Origin of the sequence: Pseudoalteromonas sp. P1-26 (assembly GCF_001401795.1) — a bacterium.
Lineage (GTDB): Bacteria > Pseudomonadota > Gammaproteobacteria > Enterobacterales > Alteromonadaceae > Pseudoalteromonas.
Map to the genome: position 1 here is coordinate 1 of NZ_LKDX01000039.1, position 17,650 is coordinate 17,650.

Sequence of the window (17,650 nt, forward strand, 5' to 3'; positions counted from 1 at the left end):
CGACCTACGACTTACACGTAGAATTAAGAAACATCGCGCGAAATAAATTTCACGCCTACGTGAGCCTCAAACTCGCTAACTTTACTCTTCCCCTAGAAACTCGCTAACTTGTTGGGTTTTAATCTGATAGCTGACGGCTGAAAGCTGATGGCTCCTTTCTCTAGAAACTCGAAACTTTACTCTTTCCCCTAGAAACTCATTAATTTGTTGGGTTTCGCTCCGCTCTAACCAACCTACGATATTACTTACAACCCATTGTAAGAGGCTTGTTTGTCGTTACACTCGCTATATGCCACTGGCCGTCGATAAAACTCACCTTTGCGACATCACTTACAGCAAAGTCGCCAGGTACATTTAAACGCGTTAAGTTACTCGCTAGCTGCTGCTGGCAATATGGGCCGGTATCGCCATGCATTACAAGTACAGGCTTATTGGTGTGCTTTGCAAAATCGCTGATAGCATCTCGGTATATTTTAAATGCATCACAATTAGAGCGTTGTGATTCACTGCAAGCAGGTTTACTGGTCGGGTGGTAAATATCAGCCTGAAAACCAAATACATAGGCCTTAGCGTCTTGCTGAACAAGCGCTTGTTTTAACCAAGTTAAGTTGTACTTATCACGCTTGTCGGCGGCATCTAGTGCAGCGTTTTTATCACTTTTTAAAATTTGTGAGCGACCATTAAAAGTGCCCGGTATATGTAAGGTACGAAACTCAATACCATCAAACTGCCAGCGGGCATTTTCTAGCATTTCAGCTTGGGTTGCATAACCCTGAAGTTGCTGTGCTTTTTTTGTATAAGCATCGTCGAACATCAAGCCTTTAACAAAGCTTAGCCGTTCAAGCTCATCAAAGCGCACCGATAGCTTTTCTCGGTCGCAATCGGTCCATTCATTATCACCGGGGGTATAAATAAAAGGCTGTGTGGTCAACGACGTTAATAACGCTTTATTACTTTGCAAAAGTTTATTCGTGCAAGCAAGCGCTCCCGATTTCATGTCACCAAGATGCATTAAAAAGCCATGAGGTGTTGCTGCGATTGCCTTGGTAATTTTTCCGTCTTTGGCGAGATTGATTTCATCAATCGGGGTGTATGGCATATCGCCCATAACTAAAAAAGTATTTGTGGTCATTGCAAGTGCTAATGACATTGAACTAACAAACATACAACTTACACCTTTAAAATACGCATACCTTAAGCTCTCACAATGACAACTAAATGAAAACCAACTACGGAAGATTTTTTCTATCAATGTTAAACTGCCGCCAGCAAATTAAGTGAGCCCACAAATGACTTTAAGTACAACTTACAAATTAGATAAACCGTATTATTACGAATGCTTTGATGAGTCTTTACCTTATTCATCACAAGCTAAGCCTAAATATCCGCTATTGGTATTATTAATAACCTTAGGCTTGTTGGCTTTTTATCAATTAGATAATCATTATTTAGGCAGCTTTATGATTATGCTTGCCGTGGTTGAGTGCTTATCGTTTTACTACAAACGCCCATGGTGGGTCGCAAGACAAATGATGAGTCGTGCATCGGGTAGCGAAGTGACTGTCGTATTTGATGATGAAGGCGTTAAAGCCGAAAACCCGCATAAAAGCTACCAATTAAGCTGGCAACAAATTAGTGAGATTATTGAAACTGAGCGAGGTTATATTTTAAAGGCTCAGCGCGGTATGCAATATATTTCTAAACAAGCGCTAAATGATGAAATGACAGCAGAACTAAATAAAAGAGCCACTCAGTGAGTGGCTCTTAAAAATATCTGTCGCTGATTAAACGTTGCCCGGATTTGGGTTAGATTTCTCTGCTTGGATTCGCATGTAGATTTCTTCACGATGTACTGATACATCTTTAGGTGCATTTACACCAATGCGAACTTGATTTCCTTTAACACCAAGAACAGTAACTGTTACTTCGTCACCGATCATAAGGGTTTCACCTACTCTACGAGTTAGTATTAGCATTCTCTTGCTCCCATGTTCCAAAAAATTAAAAGATTCCGCGTCAAAAACATTCTAATGAAATATAGACTTAAAAGTAAGTAAAAACTCTAGATCTTATTCATTTTCAGTTAAAAAAACTTTGTGCAGCGCACGTACAGCCAGTTCTAAATACTTTTCGTCAATTAAAACTGATATCTTAATTTCTGATGTCGATACAAGCATCACTTTGATGTTTTCATCGGCAAGGGCATTAAAAAACAAACTTGCCACACCAGAGTGAGATTTCATCCCTACACCTACTGCAGACACCTTGGCAACATTGCTGATCCCTTTAATAGATTCTGCGCTGATACCATCTTGGTTACTGGTCAAAATTTCAAGCGCTTGCTCAAAATCATTCGTGTGCACAGTAAAAGCATAGTCTATTTTTTCAAAGTTATGATTAACTTGATTAATCATATCTATTTCGATGCCGAATTCTGCAAAAAGTTTCAAAATTTTTGCAAGGTTTTCCGTTCCTTGGTGCACACCATTAACGTAAATCAAACTTTCGTCACGATTAAAGGCGATACCCGACACAATGTTTGCTTGCACATCCGGCTCCTCAAAACTGATCAAGGTCCCTTGATCCGGGTTAAAACTCGATAACACTCTGAGCGGTATATTATATTTCCCTGCGGCTTCGACACTACGAATATGCAGAACCTTAGCACCAAGACTGGCCATTTCGAGCATTTCTTCAAAAGTGACATGGCTCATACGTCGCGCATTTGGCTCAATGCGCGGGTCGGTCGTGTATACCCCATCAACATCGGTGTAAATTTGACATTCATCGGCATTGATAGCGCCTGCAATCTCAACCGCAGAGGTATCTGTACCACCGCGCCCAAGCGTAGTGATATTGCCTTCGATATCACGGCCCTGAAAGCCCGCTATAATGGCAATTCGGTTATGCTCAAGTTCATGCTTAAGACGAGTCGCAGCAATCTCTTCAATACGCGCTTTACCAAACATGTTATCGGTGCGAATGTTGACCTGATCAGCAAGTAAGCTTACCGCTGAGTGACCACGTTTAATGATAGCCATTGCTAACAGAGAGACTGACACTTGCTCACCGGTAGTTAGCAATACATCAAGCTCACGAGCACTGGGTCGAGAATCGATTTGTTTAGCGAGTTCAATTAGACGGTTAGTTTCTCCCGACATCGCCGAGAGCACCACCACAACTTGATGGCCTTGTTGCTTGGTTTTTACAACAAGGTCGGCGACGGCCTCAATTCGCTCTATTGAGCCAACTGAGGTGCCACCGAATTTTTGGACGATAAGTGCCACTAGTAGTTAAGAACGCTCAGATAACCAACCAGTTACACTTTCTAAGGCTGCAGCTAGGTTCTCTGGCTTAGTACCACCTGCTTGCGCCATATCAGGACGACCACCGCCCTTACCGCCGACTTGTGCAGCCATGTGATTTACAAGCTCACCGGCTTTCACTTTACCTGTTAGGTCTTTAGTTACACCTGCAATTAGGCTTACTTTGTCGCCATTAGCTACGCCAAGGGCAATAACACCTGAACCAATCTTCGTTTTCAGGTCATCAACCATGCCACGAAGTGCTTTAGACTCAGTACCTGCAACATCAGCAACCAGTAGTTTAATACCGTTCACTTCAACAACAGAGTCAAGTAACGATGCACCAGCCGCACTTGCTAGCTTGTCGTTAAGCTGTGCAATTTGCTTCTCTAGGCCTTTTGATTTCTCAAGTAACGCAGTTACTTTTTCAAGTACTGTGCTGCTATCACCTTTAACTAGTGCTGCAACATCGTTTAGTTGTTGCTCTTGCTCACTTACATAAGCAACCGCTTCAGCACCCGTTACCGCTTCAATACGGCGGATACCGGCCGCGATACCGCTTTCTGATACGATTTTAAATAAACCGATATCACCTGCACGCTTAACGTGAGTACCACCACATAGCTCGATTGAGTAGTCACCAATGGTTACTACGCGAACTTCGTCGTCGTATTTTTCACCGAATAATGCCATTGCACCTTTTGCTTTAGCATCTTCGATAGCCATTAGCTCAGTTTCAAGAGCAAAGTTACGACGGATTTCATCGTTCACTGCGCGCTCGATTTGGCGTAATTCGTCTTTTGTTACCGCTTCAAAGTGAGAGAAGTCAAAACGTAAACGCTCAGGGTCAACAAGTGAACCTTTTTGATTTACGTGCTCACCTAAAATTTGACGTAACGTTTCATGTAAAATGTGTGTTGCAGTGTGGTTTTTCTTGATGCTATCACGACGTGCTGCATCAATTGTTGCCTCTGCTTTATCGTTTGTGCCAATACGGCCTTGTACACGACCATGGTGTGCAAATGCATTACCAAGCTTCGTGGTGTTAGTCACTACAAACTCACCGCCAGCAACTTTTAACACACCTGTGTCACCAACCTGACCACCTGATTCAGCATAAAATGGTGTGCGGTCTAAGATTGCGATACCTTCTTGACCATCTTCAAGTACAGAAACCGATTGACCTTCTAAGAAAAGCTCAACCACAGTACCTGTGTAATGTTCTGCATCGTAACCTTTAAAGTCTGTGTGTTTTTCAGACTTAAGTTGTTGGTTGTAATCAGCACCAAACTTACCAGCTTGCTGTGCTTGCTTACGCTGAACAGCCATACACTCTTGGAAGCCGTGCTCATCAATCGTCATAAAACGCTCACGCGCCACGTCTGCCGTTAAGTCTGCAGGGAAACCGTAAGTATCGTAAAGTTTGAATACTAAGTCACCTGGGATCACATCACCTTCGATGTCATTTAGGCTTTCTTCTAAAATAGCCAGACCACGCTCAAGTGTTTTACCAAATTGCTCTTCTTCAATACGCAGTACTTTTTCAATAATTTCTTGTTGCTTAGCAAGCTCTGGGTACGCTTGACCCATTTGCTCAATTAGTGCAGCAACTAGCTTGTAGAAGAATGCACCTTTCGCGCCTAGCTTGTTACCATGACGAACGGCACGACGAATAATACGACGTAGTACATAACCACGGCCTTCGTTTGATGGCATAACGCCGTCAGATACTAAGAACGCACACGAACGAATGTGGTCTGCCACAACGCGTAACGATTTATCATCTAAATCTTGTGCGTTTGTTACTTTAGCCGCAGCAGCAATAAGAGCTTGGAATAAATCGATTTCGTAGTTTGAGTGCACGCCTTGTAAAATTGCAGAGATACGCTCAAGACCCATACCTGTATCAACAGACTGCTTAGGAAGCGGCTCCATTGTACCGTCGGCATGGCGGTTATACTGCATAAATACTAGGTTCCAGATCTCGATGAAACGGTCACCGTCTTCTTCAGGTGAACCTGGAGGACCACCCCAAATTTCTTCACCGTGATCGTAAAAGATTTCAGAACATGGACCACAAGGACCTGTATCACCCATTGACCAGAAGTTATCGCTGGTTGCAATGCGAATAATACGGTCTTCACTTAGACCCACTTCTTTATGCCAAATGTTGAAGGCTTCTTCATCATCGTGGTAAATGGTAACAAGTAGCTTTTCTTGAGGCAGTTTTACAACATCAGTTAAAAACTCCCAAGCAAACTTGATTGCGTCTTGCTTGAAGTAATCGCCAAAGCTGAAGTTACCTAACATTTCGAAGAATGTATGGTGACGTGCAGTGTAACCTACGTTTTCAAGGTCGTTATGTTTACCACCGGCACGCACACAACGTTGTGAGCTGGTTGCACGTGAATAAGGGCGGCTTTCCGCACCTAAAAATACATCTTTAAATTGCACCATACCGGCGTTATTGAATAATAACGTGGCATCGTTACCCGGGATCAGCGAGCTTGAAGGAACAATTTGGTGTTGTTTAGAGGCAAAAAAGTCTAAGAACTGTTGCCTGATCTGTGCGGTAGTCATATGCTGCATGTGAAAATCTCACCCGTTTATTGCTGTGCTTGCATTGCAAAATCAATTTGTTCGTAATTAAAGCCTCGATACATCAAGTAGCGTACACGTTTCGCTCTTTCTTTCTGGTCGAGTTCTTTACCTGAATTTGAAAACTTCTTTAAATATGCGTCCTTTGCGAGTTCGAACCAATCGACTTCGAACTCCTCGAGCGTCTTATCTAATAGTGCTCGGTCTATCCCTTTTGCCATTGCTTCGCTCTGAATGCGTTTTACACCATGATACTTAGCTAAATGGCGGCGTACAAACCCTTCGCAATAGCGCTGTTCGTTAATAAAGTTGTGTGATTCACACCAATCTAACAAGCGCTCTGTGAACTCGGGCGTCGCCTCTTTTTGCTGTAACTTTCGCGTTAAATCCCGACGCGAATAATCTTGTCGAGACAATAACCAAAGTACGTAATTTTTTAACTTTTGTTCTTTATCATCCATTACGCGTCAAAGCGTCCTGATTGTGAGGGCGCTTCAGGTGCTTTTGTTTGGTCATCACCTTTTGGTACAACTGGCATAAAAATGGCCTGAAAAGACACGAAGAAGCTAATGTAACAAATTGGCATTAAAACCAATAGTGGAATAAACGATAAAGGAATACAGATCACCATTAAAACGGCGCAAATTAGGCCATAAACACTCAATGGTGCCATATTATGGTAAAACACCATGAATGAGGTTTTTAAAACCTGAAACATATTGCTTTGTTTTTGAAAATAAACCAAAGGCACTGCATAGGCAAAAGCGGTTAAATACACACAGATCGCCACTAAGAATACCGCAACTTGTCCCATTGAAATGGTTGCCAATAAATCTGCAATATGTGATTGGTTTTGTGGATCAAAAGTCTGACTCGAAATAACTGCGTAGGCATCTGCAAAAATGAAATTAGACAGTAAGGCCAATAAAATACCTGCCGCCATCTGATACACAGCCACACGCACTAAACCTATACGGTTCCCCTTATTACTAAAGGGTTTAAAAATATCAGCTTGGCTGACAGTCCCGCCTTGCTGCTTTGTTAACACAGCTTGATAAAAACCCGCCATCAAAAATGGCGTCACAAACGCACCAACAACTTGCAGTAAAGGTAGTAGCAATGCCAAAAAGCTAATTATCACGATTAGCAGATGCATTAAAATAAAAGTCAAAGGTTGCAGCTTAAAGATTTCCCATCCAGCTTTAAACCATTTAACGCCCGCATCAGCTTTAAAAATACGTACTTCGATCGACATAGTTTCTCATTCAATAACGACAAAACGCACCGAGTATAACTGGGTGCGCTACTTGTTTATAGTCACCTGTAGTGAAATTTACTCAGGCTTTTTAATTTTTTTAATATCAAGCATGTGCGAACCATGTTTGATTTTCGTTTCGAGGTAAGCTCGGTTACCTACCACACCCGCCTTAATGTGCGCATGAGTGCCAACCACTGAATCAACTTCAATCCCTGCATCACGCAGTGCTTTAAGCTTATTTGGGTTATTAGTCATTAGCTTAACGTGCTTTTGATTGAGTGCTTCAAGCATTAATACCGCGTCTGAAAAGTCACGTAAATCATCAGCAAAGCCCAAGTGGTTATTCGCTTCGTACGTATTCATACCTTGCGACTGTAATACGTAAGCATCAATTTTATTGTATAAACCAATGCCACGGCCCTCTTGGCGTAAATACAGTAAAATACCGCCTTGTTGGTGCATCATCTCGATACACTCATTTAATTGCTCACCACAATCACAACGTGATGAATGGAATACATCGCCCGTTAAACACTCTGAATGCATACGAATTAAAGGGACATCTTGCTCTGTGTCAGCTTGATTAAACACTAAAGCAACATGTTCTTGGCCATCATTTAAGCCACTGAAAGATACGATTTCTGCAGGGATATCACTGTTTTTGCCAACATTCAGCTGGACTCTTGCTCTTACTTGCGCCACGACAAATCCAAATTAAAAAATAAATGCGATACTGCAAATGTGATTACAACAGCTTGAAGGTTGTAAGGATGCAACATACGACGAGTGATAACTAATATTGAGGCAGTTACCAGCAATTCAAGTATTATACACTCAAACCACCCCAAGATACGAGCTTTGCGCCTCGCTTTAGTGGCGCTAAAAAAACACCTTAAAAGCTCTACTTTTTAGAGTTAGGCCTTTGAAATAAAATAAATTAATAAATAAACCTTTGTAGATATTCGAAAAAATAGATTAGTTTAATCTCAATAAACCGCTAAGCCTTTATCAACCACCTATCAAAATAATAAAAATAACAGTGTTATGATGAGTGTCAGCGCTGATTAATAACGCACTAAAAGCGCTAGATAAACAATTATGAAGAATAACCAAAAAGTGATGCTTGAAGCTTAAACTGCTCTGCTAACTCATCAATTATAACCCTTTGACTAAGCTTTAAATATCTTGAGCGTGGCCAAACAACATTAATTGGCATAACCGCACCTGAAAAGGTATCTAAAACACTAGTTAGTCTATTACTATCTAGCTGCTCTTGAATAAGCCATGTAGGTAATTGTGCAACACCTAAACCATTAAGTGCGGCATCAAGCATCGCATCTCCATCACTGAGCATATATCTGGCATTGATTAGCTGGTTAAATGACTGCTTTTTACTATCTTTGAACAACCATGTTGGCTGCGAAGAGCGCTTACTGCCAATAATACAATCATGAGTGAGCAAATCCGCTGGAGTGTCTGGCACACCATGCTGGTCAAAATAATCTTGACTACCACACACTGTTAGTTTTTGATAACCCAACAATTTTGCTACCAGATCGGCATCATCTTCTAATGTGCCGATACGTACCACCAAATCAACATTTTCATTTATTAAATTTATACGACTTTCACTAAAGTGAACCGCAAGCTCTAGTTTAGGATACTTATTTGCTAGTTTAGAAAGTATTGGCATTACATACTTACGGCCGAATGCCGCAGGTAAGTGAAGCTTTACTTGCCCTGAAACATTATGGCTACCGGCAGTGACAGCTTGCTCTAGGCTATCTATTTCAGCCAGTATTTTTACCCAGCCTTCAAAATAATGCTGCCCTTCTGGGGTTGCCATAATTTTACGAGTTGTTCGATGCAGTAGCTTTGTACCTAACTTACTTTCAAGCCTAGTAACAGTTTTGCCAACAGCGGAGCCTGTTAAACCTAACCGATTACCAGCTGCTGTGAATGTACCCATGCGTAGTGTTTCAACAAACTCTCGAATACCAAAGAAAGGGCTATCTTCTGGTTTCATTATGGAATCTCAGGACAGAATAAATGGAATATTAGCTAGGTTATCATTTAAAAAGAAGATAATAAAATAGTGTTCACTTATTCAGCAATAGAGAAACATGATGAGCGAACGCAAACTTCTCGATTTACTCGAAAAAGAAGAGATCCGAACTCTTCGCTTAAACTACAGCCAACTTTTAGACTCTGGCCAAATTCATAAAATGGAAGAAGTATTTACTAGCAACGCACGAGTCGAAGTAACAGTGGGGGAAATGAATGGAATTGAACAGATAAAGCAAGGATTAAAAAATGCTTATGATGAATTCGATACCCACAATAGAAAGCACTTCCCTTTTGTTCATGCCGTAATGAACCATCAAATAGTACTAACAGATAAAACGACAGCACAGGGTGAGTGCTATCTAATTGACTTTGTTACAAGTAGGGAGCAAAGCGAATCTCCGCTTTTATTAGTGGGCCGATACTTAGATCGCTATGAAAAAATCGACGGTCAATGGCGCATTAGCCACTCTAAACTTGATGTTGTCTGGCCAGCGAATTCGGGAGTTCAGTAACATGAATAATCTACCAACTAGCTTTACAAATGTATTTGCCGACAACAAATTAACGCTGGGATTGCTCACTCCCCTTGAAGCTTACCCTAGCAGCCCTTTCCCTACCCTCAATGCTGATATAGCAACGGCTAAGCAGGCTGAACAAGCAGGTATTGCCAGTATTTGGTTTAGGGATGTGCCTTTTTATGATCCTAATTTTGGTGATGCTGCACAGATGCTTGATCCATTCACTTACGCAGGTTTCATTGCTGCGCATACAAATACAATTACTTTAGGCACCGCAGGGGCTGTTTTACCATTACGCGATCCTATCATGGTTGCCAAACAAGCAGCTTCAGTAGATCATCTAAGTAATGGTCGTTTTGTGTTAGGAGTTTCAACCGGAGATAGGCCAGTTGAATACCCGGCTTTTGGTGTCGATTTTAACGCGCGTGCTGAGCGCTACAGAGAGTCAGTTGAAATTATCAAAACATTACACCAACAAAGCTTTCCTAAACACATTAGCCAATATTACGGCGAGCTTGATGGTTCACTTGACCTTTATCCAAAACCAGTAAACCAACAGATACCCGTTATGGCCGTTGGTCGTTCTAGGCAATCATTTGAGTGGTTGGCTAATAATGTTAATGCTTGGATTTGGGCTGTTGATAATGAACAAGCCATCAGTGAAATCATTAACAACCTATCAATTGCAAGCAATAGCAACACAAGCCCACATTACGGCTATGCGACATTTTTTGATTTAGATAAAAACCCAGATGCCCCGTATCAGCGTTTTTATAACGTTGTACGAATTGGTCGAAATGCCCTTATTGAGCGACTGTTAAAACACAGAGAGCTTGGCGTAAAACACATTGCACTAAACTTAAAACCTTCTCGAAGGGATGCCCAAGATGTAATTGATGAATTGGGTAGCTTTGTTATTCCCGCTCTTGAAAAAGAGCAAAGAGAGCCTGCTGTATGAGTACTCAAGAACAGCTCGAAAACTTAATATCTCAGTTTAAAGATAGCTGGTTACGCTCGGATAAGCACTCGTTAGCAAAGCTGTTTAGCTCTGATATCGTTTTCATAAGTCAGCACCATGGCTCTATAAATGGGCAAAAGCATGTATCAACAACCTTGAGTGAAGATTTCAAAAACTATGCAACGAATGCTGAATTTACAAGTACGTTTACTGCACACCAAAAGGATTTTGCTGCAGCAAGCAGCTACGCTTATGTAGATATAAATCATGGGAAAAAACGTTTTTTATGTGGTTGTACATTTATTTTTCATTTCGTTTATGAAGACCAGCAATGGCTTATTAACCACATTAAATTTCAGGTTAACTGGAATAAAGGACAGCAATCCTTGCTTCCTAACTGGAACATGCTTCCTGGAGTTCAGGGGTGGCAGCTAGTTGATGGCGAACCAACAATTGTGAGTGAATTACACTCTCCATGGGCATTAATTCGTAAGTTTAAAGCTGCAGAGCCAAAGCAAGCTCTCATTGATCTCTATAACAAGTATGCATTTGCTGTTGATAATTGTGATATTAATTTACTTATTGATTGCTACAGCCAAGATATACATGGCAGCTTTCCTCCTTTAGGTGATTTATCTGGTAGAGAAAGTGTTATAGGGAATTTAAAAAACTTTAGACTGCTTGCGCCATTTTGGCAGCACTTTGCAGAGTTGGTCAAAATGGAGGTTAGCCAAGATAAAAAAGCAGCTCGATTTATCATTGCCCGAATCATTCCCGAAAACCCCGTGAATGATAGCAATCAAAAAACCTATGCAGCTCACTATCAGTTAGCAGCAAGATTAGAGTCAGATAACTGTTGGCGACTTTACGAATCGCATTACATACCGGGTTGGTTTGATGAACAGAATTTGCCTGAGTTTATAATCTAACAATAAAGCGCTCAATGTGAGCGCTTTTTCATAAGTACCTGCGACCTGTTAAGCTTAATCACTGTTTTTGCTTAAATTAAAAACAGTGATACATTTAAAAATTACTAGATACCTTGTACCTCATGATGATAATGATTATCATCAACAAGTGTTAATCCCCTCTTATCTGGGCAAAATAATAAGGAATATTATGAAAAAGAGCTCACTTGCCTTATGTGTTGCATTACTATTTAGTCAGCAAGGCATTGCCAATGAAACGACCACCCAAGAATTTAACGACACCTACCGCGCTTATGTCGCTGCTGTAGAAAATAAGCAAGACAGTAGTGAGCTTGCCAAAAAAGCGTTTGAGCTTGGCAAAGGAATTTATGGTGAAAGTGCCGACAACACCGCCAATCTTGCTATTAACTATGCAAACAGCCTTGCTAAAAGCGAACAAGAACAACGCTTTGAGTTATATCGCACAGCCTACGAAATACTTGAAAAAAACCACGGCAAGCTAAGTGTGCAAGTGTATGACTCATTAATCGGCATGGCAGAATCAACTCCCTCAGCAAAGCGCGCTGATACATATCTTGATGATGTCATTGCTATTGCTGAAAAACAAAACTCAGACAAGCTTGTTGCTGATGCAAAAATGACCGCCGCTCGTATCCTTGCTTATAAAGGCACTGGCGAGCGCTATTACACAGCGAAGGAATATCTTGAAGAAGCCGATAAGTACTACCAAGAAAACTTACCAAATAACGCTGTCGATCGTATTAGCGCTGACTTTTTAGTTGCCGCATTCGCAGAAAACCAACGTAAATACAGCACCGCCATTGAGCGATTGAATCACGTAGTTAGCGTATTTGATCAAGAGCTAGACTTTGATCATCAAACCGAATTAAACGCCCATTCGAAGTTGGTTCACTTATACGAAAAAACAGGTAAAAGCGACGAAGCAACCAAACATTGCTTAGCGATTGCGAAAATGGTGCCTTGGAAAGAAAGCCAAGAACAAGAGCCGTTGTACCGTGTGCCACCGAAATATCCAATGTCAAAAGCACAACGTATGGAAGACGGCATTGTCGTGATGGAATTTGAAGTAACCCCGTCAGGCTTTGTAGACAATATAACTGTGGTTGACTCTGAAGGTGGTACTGCATTTGAAAGAGAAGCAGTAAAAGCAATGAAAAAATGGCGTTATGCGCCTAAGTTTGAAAATGGTCAAGCCATTGCTGCAACTTCTCGGGTGCAATTAGACTTTAAAATAAAAAGATAAATAACAGGGTCGCAATGCGACCCTTTTTATAGCTTTTTATAGCTTTTTATAGCTTTTTATAGCTTTTTAAGCAGGTTATCGGCTGCGTCCTCAATTAAATCGAGTACTTTTTCAAAGCCTTGATCGCCACCATAATAGGGATCTGGGATCTCACTCTCCCCTGCATCACCATGACTTAAAAACAGCGACAGCTTATATTGTAAGTGCTCTGGACACTGGGCTTGTAAATCAGCAAGATTTTGCTTGTCGGCTGCGAGAATTAAGTCAAACTCATGAAAATCAGCTTGAGTCACAGGTCGTGAATAGATGCCTTTAAAACTATAACCGCGCTTTTCGGCTGCTGCTTTTGAACGTGAATCAGGTGGATTACCTTGGTGGTAACCAATGGTGCCAGCAGAATCAACTATAACATTGACACCCAGCGCCTTGGCACGACTACGAAGTACCGCTTCTGCAGTAGGTGAACGACAAATATTGCCTAAGCAAACAATCAAAACCTTTTTCATTATTCGTCCTTAAAATTGCTTTAAGATTGACTCATCATAACGTTCTGCATCAAGCGAGAGGTTGTATTTATCTGCAACACTATCAAGCTCTGCCTGCTTAATTGCCAACTCATCCATGGTAATAGTGTTGTCATCAAGCTGCCATAACAAACGTGATCCCGCATAGCTGTATTGAATTGCTAATAAAGCATCTGCATTGCCCTCACGCCCTGCTGCTTTTAACTTTGGCATTTTACGGGTGATTTTATTCAGCGCTTTTTTAAGCTCCCACACATAGACTATTTCAGTCATGTAATCATGATTGCGGTATTTATTAAGCACAAAACCCACCAGCAAACTACACACAACAACACCTAATAGGTTCCAATGAAAATGGCTACCGCTTGGGTCAGGAAATAACGCTATTAACGTTTGTGAAATGGCTAAACTGCCAACGGCTAAAGCAATTACACAAGCAATAATTACTTGGTTTAAATGTTTACGGTAACGGGCTTTATCTATTTGAATAAGTTTCATAACAACCTAAAAAACTTGTGAAAAATAAAAAGTGAAAAAAATTTCACCCCTTTTTTATTTGCCAGCCGTTTTAGCTATGAAAGCAATTATCCAAAGAGGAACGGCTATGCATACTTTACCACTAAACTCAGCAAGCTTGAATAACAGCAATGCTGCTTTAAAGACAACCGCAGCAATTCTTGGCGGCGGTGTCATGACCTTTGCAGCATTTGCATTTATGCAGTACTTAATTTCTGCTGAGCAAAGAGCCGATGTTAAAACAGGCCCAGATATCACGGTTGAAATTTATGAAGTACCGGAAGACTCAAAAGTGCAAGTAAAGCAAACACTGCCGCCACCGCCAGTTGCTAAAATGCCACCAAAAGTACCACCGCGCCCAACCATTGATACGACCGACACTGTTGTAGTAGCTGATTTAACACCAACAATGACATTCGATAACATTGGCGACACGCTTAGCAAAAGCATTAACCAACCAACAGGAGATGCGACACCAATTGTGCGTATAAACCCTAAGTACCCTCCAGTAGCAGCTCGTGATGGCATTGAAGGTTGGGTACAAATTAGCTTTAGCATTTCACCGACTGGCGAAGTGATTGACCCTGTTATTATTGATGCCGAGCCTAAACGGGTATTTGACCGTGAAGCAATTCGTGCAATTAAACGTTGGAAATATCGCCCTAAAGTAGTTGAAGGTGTGGCACAATTACAAACAAACCAAAGCGTTCAACTTGATTTTAAAATAGATGGATAACTGCCTATGCTAATGAGCATCAAGACATGGTTATTTGACAAGCCAAACACAGATTGTTTGGCGCAGTATGCCAAAACGGGCGACAACCGTTACCTTAACCAACTCGTTGCTCAATACGGGAACGATCTTTATCACTACCTAGTTACACAAAGTGATAAGGATCTTGCCCTCGATATATGCCAACAAACCTGGTTAAAAGTTATTGATAAACGCGACTTTTACAATGATCAAAACAACCCAAAAGCGTGGCTTTTTCGGTTAGCACGTAATTTATTAATTGATGAATTTCGTAAGCAGCAAAAGTTCGTTGAATTAGAAGACAACCAACTATTTTCTGAATCTCAGGATGCAAGTTATCACTACGACTATGAAGCCTTTGATAAAGCACTCATGGGGCTTAGCTTTGTACAACGTGAAGCGCTGACCTTACAACAAGAAGGCTTTAGTCTCGAAGATATTGTTGCTATCACCCAAAGTAACCCAGAGACCATTAAAACTCGGCTGCGATATGCCCGTCAAAACCTGAAACAACAACTAGGAGGCCATCATGAAGCGTAACGACGAGCAATTCGATGCTGATTTAAAAGCACATTTTCAAAAACGTAAGGCAGAGCACAGCTTAAGCAGCGACGAGCTTTCACACATGCAAAAGCCACAGTCGGCAACGCCAAGGCCACAGCGCTTTTTAGGCCTGCAAATGACCGGAGTTTTTGCTGCTTTAGCGATTCTTGGTTTTGTCATGCTGCAATACAACAACCGTGAATTAACCCATGTTTACGCCGTGGATTTATCAGATTATCAATGGCTTGAGGTACACGAACTCGATGCCAAAGGCAGCTATGTGAGTAATCTTAAACAACAAAAACAAAACCTAGATGCGAACTACCAGCAAGCATTAACCAATCACAAAGCCCGCACCAGCTTCACCGGCCGTCTAGTCAGTGTTGATAACGACTGGTATATCGCCGACTGCGAGCAAAATGTCATAGTACAAATTAAACAATCACTCCTTGAAGAACTACAAAAACACGGCACCCTAGATACTCATATTCACCAAGGTGACCTACTCGCCCTAGACCAAAACAAGCAAGGCCAAATCATTGCACTCAAACAGCTGACTCATGAGGCGAAAAAGTGTAAAGCTTGAAAGCAGCGGTCAGCTCTCAGCCGTCAGCTATCAGATTTAAAACAAGTTAGCGAGTTACAAGGGGAAAGAGTAAAGGAGTACCGTAGGCGTGAAATTTATTTCGCGCGATGGTTCAACGAGCCATCAGCTATCAGATTTAAAACAAGTTAGCGGGCTACAAGAGTAAAGTCGCAGGTTTTTAAGTAGCAGCGGGTTTACCCCGCGTAGGCGTGAAATTTATTTCACGCGATGGTTCAACGAGACATCAGCTCTCAGCCGTCAGCTCTCAGATTTAAAACAAGTTAGCGAGTTACAAGAGTAAAGTCGCAAGTTTTTAGGTAGCAGCGGGGTTACCCCGCGTAGGCGTGAAATTTATTTCGCGCGATGGTTTCCACGAGATTTCAAACTGACGGCTGACGGCTGACGGCTGACGGCTGACGGCTGACGGCAATACTCCGCTCTTTACCTCGCTTTTCCTACCAATAATCGCACATTGATCTAATGTTAATAACAATTTAATGCTGAACCAGCTAGGCTAATAACATCGTGTTTAAATATTATGGAGTTACCATGAAAAGGTCTTTGTTTAACAGTTTAATCATTGCCTCAATTAGCTTATCAAGCTTGCAAGCGTGTGCTCAGCCGGAGCAAAAGATTCCTCTGGATGCCAGCGCTAATAACTACAAACTAGAATTAGTAAGCGAAGGTATTCAAATTCCTTGGGGTATGGCTTGGCTTAACGAGCGTGACTTACTCGTTACTGATCGACGTGGCGAGCTTAGATTGATTCGTGATGGCAAACTCGTTGAGCAAGCAGTTAAAGGCACACCTAAAGTACATGATGAAGGTCAAGGGGGTTTATTAGATATAGAGCTTGATCCGAACTTTGCCGACAATGGCTGGATTTATTTTTCGTACTCGGGCTATGAGGGCGATGGTGAGGGCTATAACACCTCGATTATGCGTGCCCGCTTTAAAGATATGGCTCTTGTCGATCAACAATTATTGTTTGATGGCGAGCCAAATATTAAAACAACAAAACACTATGGTTCGCGTATTGAGTTCGACAAACAAGGTTACTTGTACTTCTCTATTGGCGACCGTGGCAAAAGAGACGTTCACCCACAAAGTCTAGACTATGATGCGGGCAAAATTCACCGTATCAATAGCGATGGCTCTATCCCTAAATCAAACCCGTTTTATAACCATAAAACAACTCACAAAAGTATTTATTCGTATGGACACCGTAACCCACAAGGTATGGCAATGCACCCTGAGACGGGAGTTATTTGGAGCCATGAACATGGCCCTCGTGGCGGCGATGAAATCAACATAGTTAAAGCAGGTGCAAACTATGGTTGGCCTGAGATCACTTATGGGATCAACTACATTGGTACGAAAATTACCGACGAAACTAGTCGCGAAGGAATGGAACAACCTGATTGGTATTGGGTGCCTTCAATTGCCCCTTCTGGGATGGAATTTATCACCAGCGATAAATACCCACAGTGGCAAGGCCAAATTGCCGTAGGTTCGATGAAGTTTGGCCACCTTGTTTTGGTAAAACTTGATGGTGACAAAGTAACAGGCCACAGCAAAGTATTTGAAGGTGTAGGTCGCGTCCGTAGCCTAGCCACACACCCTAATGGTGACCTATATCTAGGTGTTGATGGTGTCGGTGTTTATAAGGTTGTACCGAAATCGTAGGTTGGGTAGAGCGAAGCGAAACCCAACAAGTTAGCGAGTTACAAGGGGAAAGAGTAAAGGAATACCGTAGGCGTGAAATTTATTTCCGCGATGGTTCAACGAGCCATAAGCTTTCAGCCGTCAGCTATCAGATTTAAAACAAGT

General features: G+C 41.7%; 19 protein-coding genes. 9 read left to right on the top strand and 10 right to left on the bottom strand.

Annotated elements, in window-relative coordinates; genetic code table 11:
* Positions 1-241: 241 nt before the first annotated feature.
* Positions 242-1,165: a hypothetical protein gene (locus tag AN394_RS16415; RefSeq protein ID WP_055022019.1), complete on the bottom strand. Its 924-nt coding sequence runs from the start codon at positions 1,163-1,165 to the stop codon at positions 242-244.
* A gap of 124 nt (positions 1,166-1,289) precedes the next feature.
* Here AN394_RS16415 and AN394_RS16420 point away from each other — a divergent pair, with 124 nt between their 5' ends.
* Positions 1,290-1,757, top strand: coding sequence for a YcxB family protein (locus tag AN394_RS16420; RefSeq protein ID WP_055022042.1), 468 nt, complete (start codon positions 1,290-1,292; stop codon positions 1,755-1,757).
* Between the two features lie 27 nt (positions 1,758-1,784).
* On the opposite strand, the gene csrA is transcribed toward AN394_RS16420, so the two are convergent.
* The 7 genes from csrA to AN394_RS16455 all read right to left on the bottom strand — a co-directional run bounded on the left by csrA (position 1,785) and on the right by AN394_RS16455 (position 9,187).
* Positions 1,785-1,976 (bottom strand): carbon storage regulator CsrA, encoded by a 192-nt coding sequence (gene csrA, locus AN394_RS16425; protein WP_036970495.1) that lies wholly within the window; start codon positions 1,974-1,976, stop codon positions 1,785-1,787.
* Positions 1,977-2,069: 93 nt separating this feature from the next.
* Positions 2,070-3,287 carry an aspartate kinase gene (locus AN394_RS16430; protein ID WP_054551281.1) on the bottom strand — a complete coding sequence of 406 codons (1,218 nt, stop codon included), beginning with the start codon at positions 3,285-3,287 and terminating at the stop codon, positions 2,070-2,072.
* Positions 3,288-3,293: 6 nt separating this feature from the next.
* Positions 3,294-5,894 carry an alanine--tRNA ligase gene (gene alaS, locus AN394_RS16435; RefSeq protein WP_055022020.1) on the bottom strand — a complete coding sequence of 867 codons (2,601 nt, stop codon included), beginning with the start codon at positions 5,892-5,894 and terminating at the stop codon, positions 3,294-3,296.
* Between the two features lie 17 nt (positions 5,895-5,911).
* Positions 5,912-6,364, bottom strand: a complete 453-nt coding sequence (locus AN394_RS16440; protein WP_054551279.1) for a regulatory protein RecX — start codon at positions 6,362-6,364, stop codon at positions 5,912-5,914.
* The gene (locus tag AN394_RS16445) at positions 6,364-7,158 is read right to left on the bottom strand and encodes a BPSS1780 family membrane protein (RefSeq protein WP_054560784.1); all 795 of its coding nucleotides are present in this window, start codon (positions 7,156-7,158) and stop codon (positions 6,364-6,366) included. Before AN394_RS16445 ends, AN394_RS16440 begins: the two co-directional genes overlap by 1 nt.
* Positions 7,159-7,236: 78 nt before the next feature.
* Positions 7,237-7,863: a GTP cyclohydrolase II gene (ribA, locus tag AN394_RS16450; protein ID WP_054551277.1), complete on the bottom strand. Its 627-nt coding sequence runs from the start codon at positions 7,861-7,863 to the stop codon at positions 7,237-7,239.
* Positions 7,864-8,257: 394 nt separating this feature from the next.
* Positions 8,258-9,187 (bottom strand): LysR family transcriptional regulator, encoded by a 930-nt coding sequence (locus tag AN394_RS16455; RefSeq protein WP_055022021.1) that lies wholly within the window; start codon positions 9,185-9,187, stop codon positions 8,258-8,260.
* Between the two features lie 97 nt (positions 9,188-9,284).
* Between AN394_RS16455 and AN394_RS16460 the strand changes: the two genes are divergently transcribed.
* The 4 genes from AN394_RS16460 to AN394_RS16475 all read left to right on the top strand — a co-directional run bounded on the left by AN394_RS16460 (position 9,285) and on the right by AN394_RS16475 (position 12,897).
* Complete coding sequence (locus tag AN394_RS16460; protein ID WP_055022022.1) at positions 9,285-9,740, top strand: nuclear transport factor 2 family protein; 456 nt, start codon at positions 9,285-9,287, stop codon at positions 9,738-9,740.
* 1 nt (position 9,741) lies between these two features.
* Positions 9,742-10,704, top strand: coding sequence for a TIGR03571 family LLM class oxidoreductase (locus AN394_RS16465; RefSeq protein ID WP_095209721.1), 963 nt, complete (start codon positions 9,742-9,744; stop codon positions 10,702-10,704).
* Entirely contained in the window at positions 10,701-11,633 is a 933-nt protein-coding gene (locus AN394_RS16470) for a nuclear transport factor 2 family protein (protein WP_055022024.1), read from the top strand. The genes AN394_RS16465 and AN394_RS16470 overlap by 4 nt, the downstream gene beginning before the upstream one ends.
* Positions 11,634-11,823: 190 nt before the next feature.
* Positions 11,824-12,897 (top strand): energy transducer TonB, encoded by a 1,074-nt coding sequence (locus tag AN394_RS16475; RefSeq protein ID WP_055022025.1) that lies wholly within the window; start codon positions 11,824-11,826, stop codon positions 12,895-12,897.
* A 56-nt stretch (positions 12,898-12,953) separates the two neighbouring features.
* Here AN394_RS16475 and AN394_RS16480 read toward each other — a convergent pair whose 3' ends face one another.
* Both AN394_RS16480 and AN394_RS16485 read right to left on the bottom strand, forming a co-directional pair.
* The gene (locus tag AN394_RS16480) at positions 12,954-13,403 is read right to left on the bottom strand and encodes a low molecular weight protein-tyrosine-phosphatase (RefSeq protein WP_055022026.1); all 450 of its coding nucleotides are present in this window, start codon (positions 13,401-13,403) and stop codon (positions 12,954-12,956) included.
* Positions 13,404-13,412: 9 nt separating this feature from the next.
* On the bottom strand, positions 13,413-13,919 hold the full coding sequence (locus AN394_RS16485) for a DUF3087 domain-containing protein (protein ID WP_055022027.1): 507 nt from the start codon (positions 13,917-13,919) through the stop codon (positions 13,413-13,415).
* 106 nt (positions 13,920-14,025) lie between these two features.
* Here AN394_RS16485 and AN394_RS16490 point away from each other — a divergent pair, with 106 nt between their 5' ends.
* The 4 genes from AN394_RS16490 to AN394_RS16505 all read left to right on the top strand — a co-directional run bounded on the left by AN394_RS16490 (position 14,026) and on the right by AN394_RS16505 (position 17,506).
* The gene (locus tag AN394_RS16490) at positions 14,026-14,673 is read left to right on the top strand and encodes an energy transducer TonB (protein WP_055022028.1); all 648 of its coding nucleotides are present in this window, start codon (positions 14,026-14,028) and stop codon (positions 14,671-14,673) included.
* A gap of 6 nt (positions 14,674-14,679) precedes the next feature.
* Positions 14,680-15,231 (top strand): RNA polymerase sigma factor, encoded by a 552-nt coding sequence (locus tag AN394_RS16495; RefSeq protein ID WP_054560793.1) that lies wholly within the window; start codon positions 14,680-14,682, stop codon positions 15,229-15,231.
* On the top strand, positions 15,221-15,820 hold the full coding sequence (locus tag AN394_RS16500) for a hypothetical protein (protein WP_055022029.1): 600 nt from the start codon (positions 15,221-15,223) through the stop codon (positions 15,818-15,820). The genes AN394_RS16495 and AN394_RS16500 overlap by 11 nt, the downstream gene beginning before the upstream one ends.
* Positions 15,821-16,369: 549 nt before the next feature.
* A complete protein-coding gene (locus AN394_RS16505; protein ID WP_055022030.1) occupies positions 16,370-17,506 on the top strand; it encodes a PQQ-dependent sugar dehydrogenase in 1,137 nt (378 codons plus the stop codon).
* Positions 17,507-17,650: the final 144 nt, after the last annotated feature.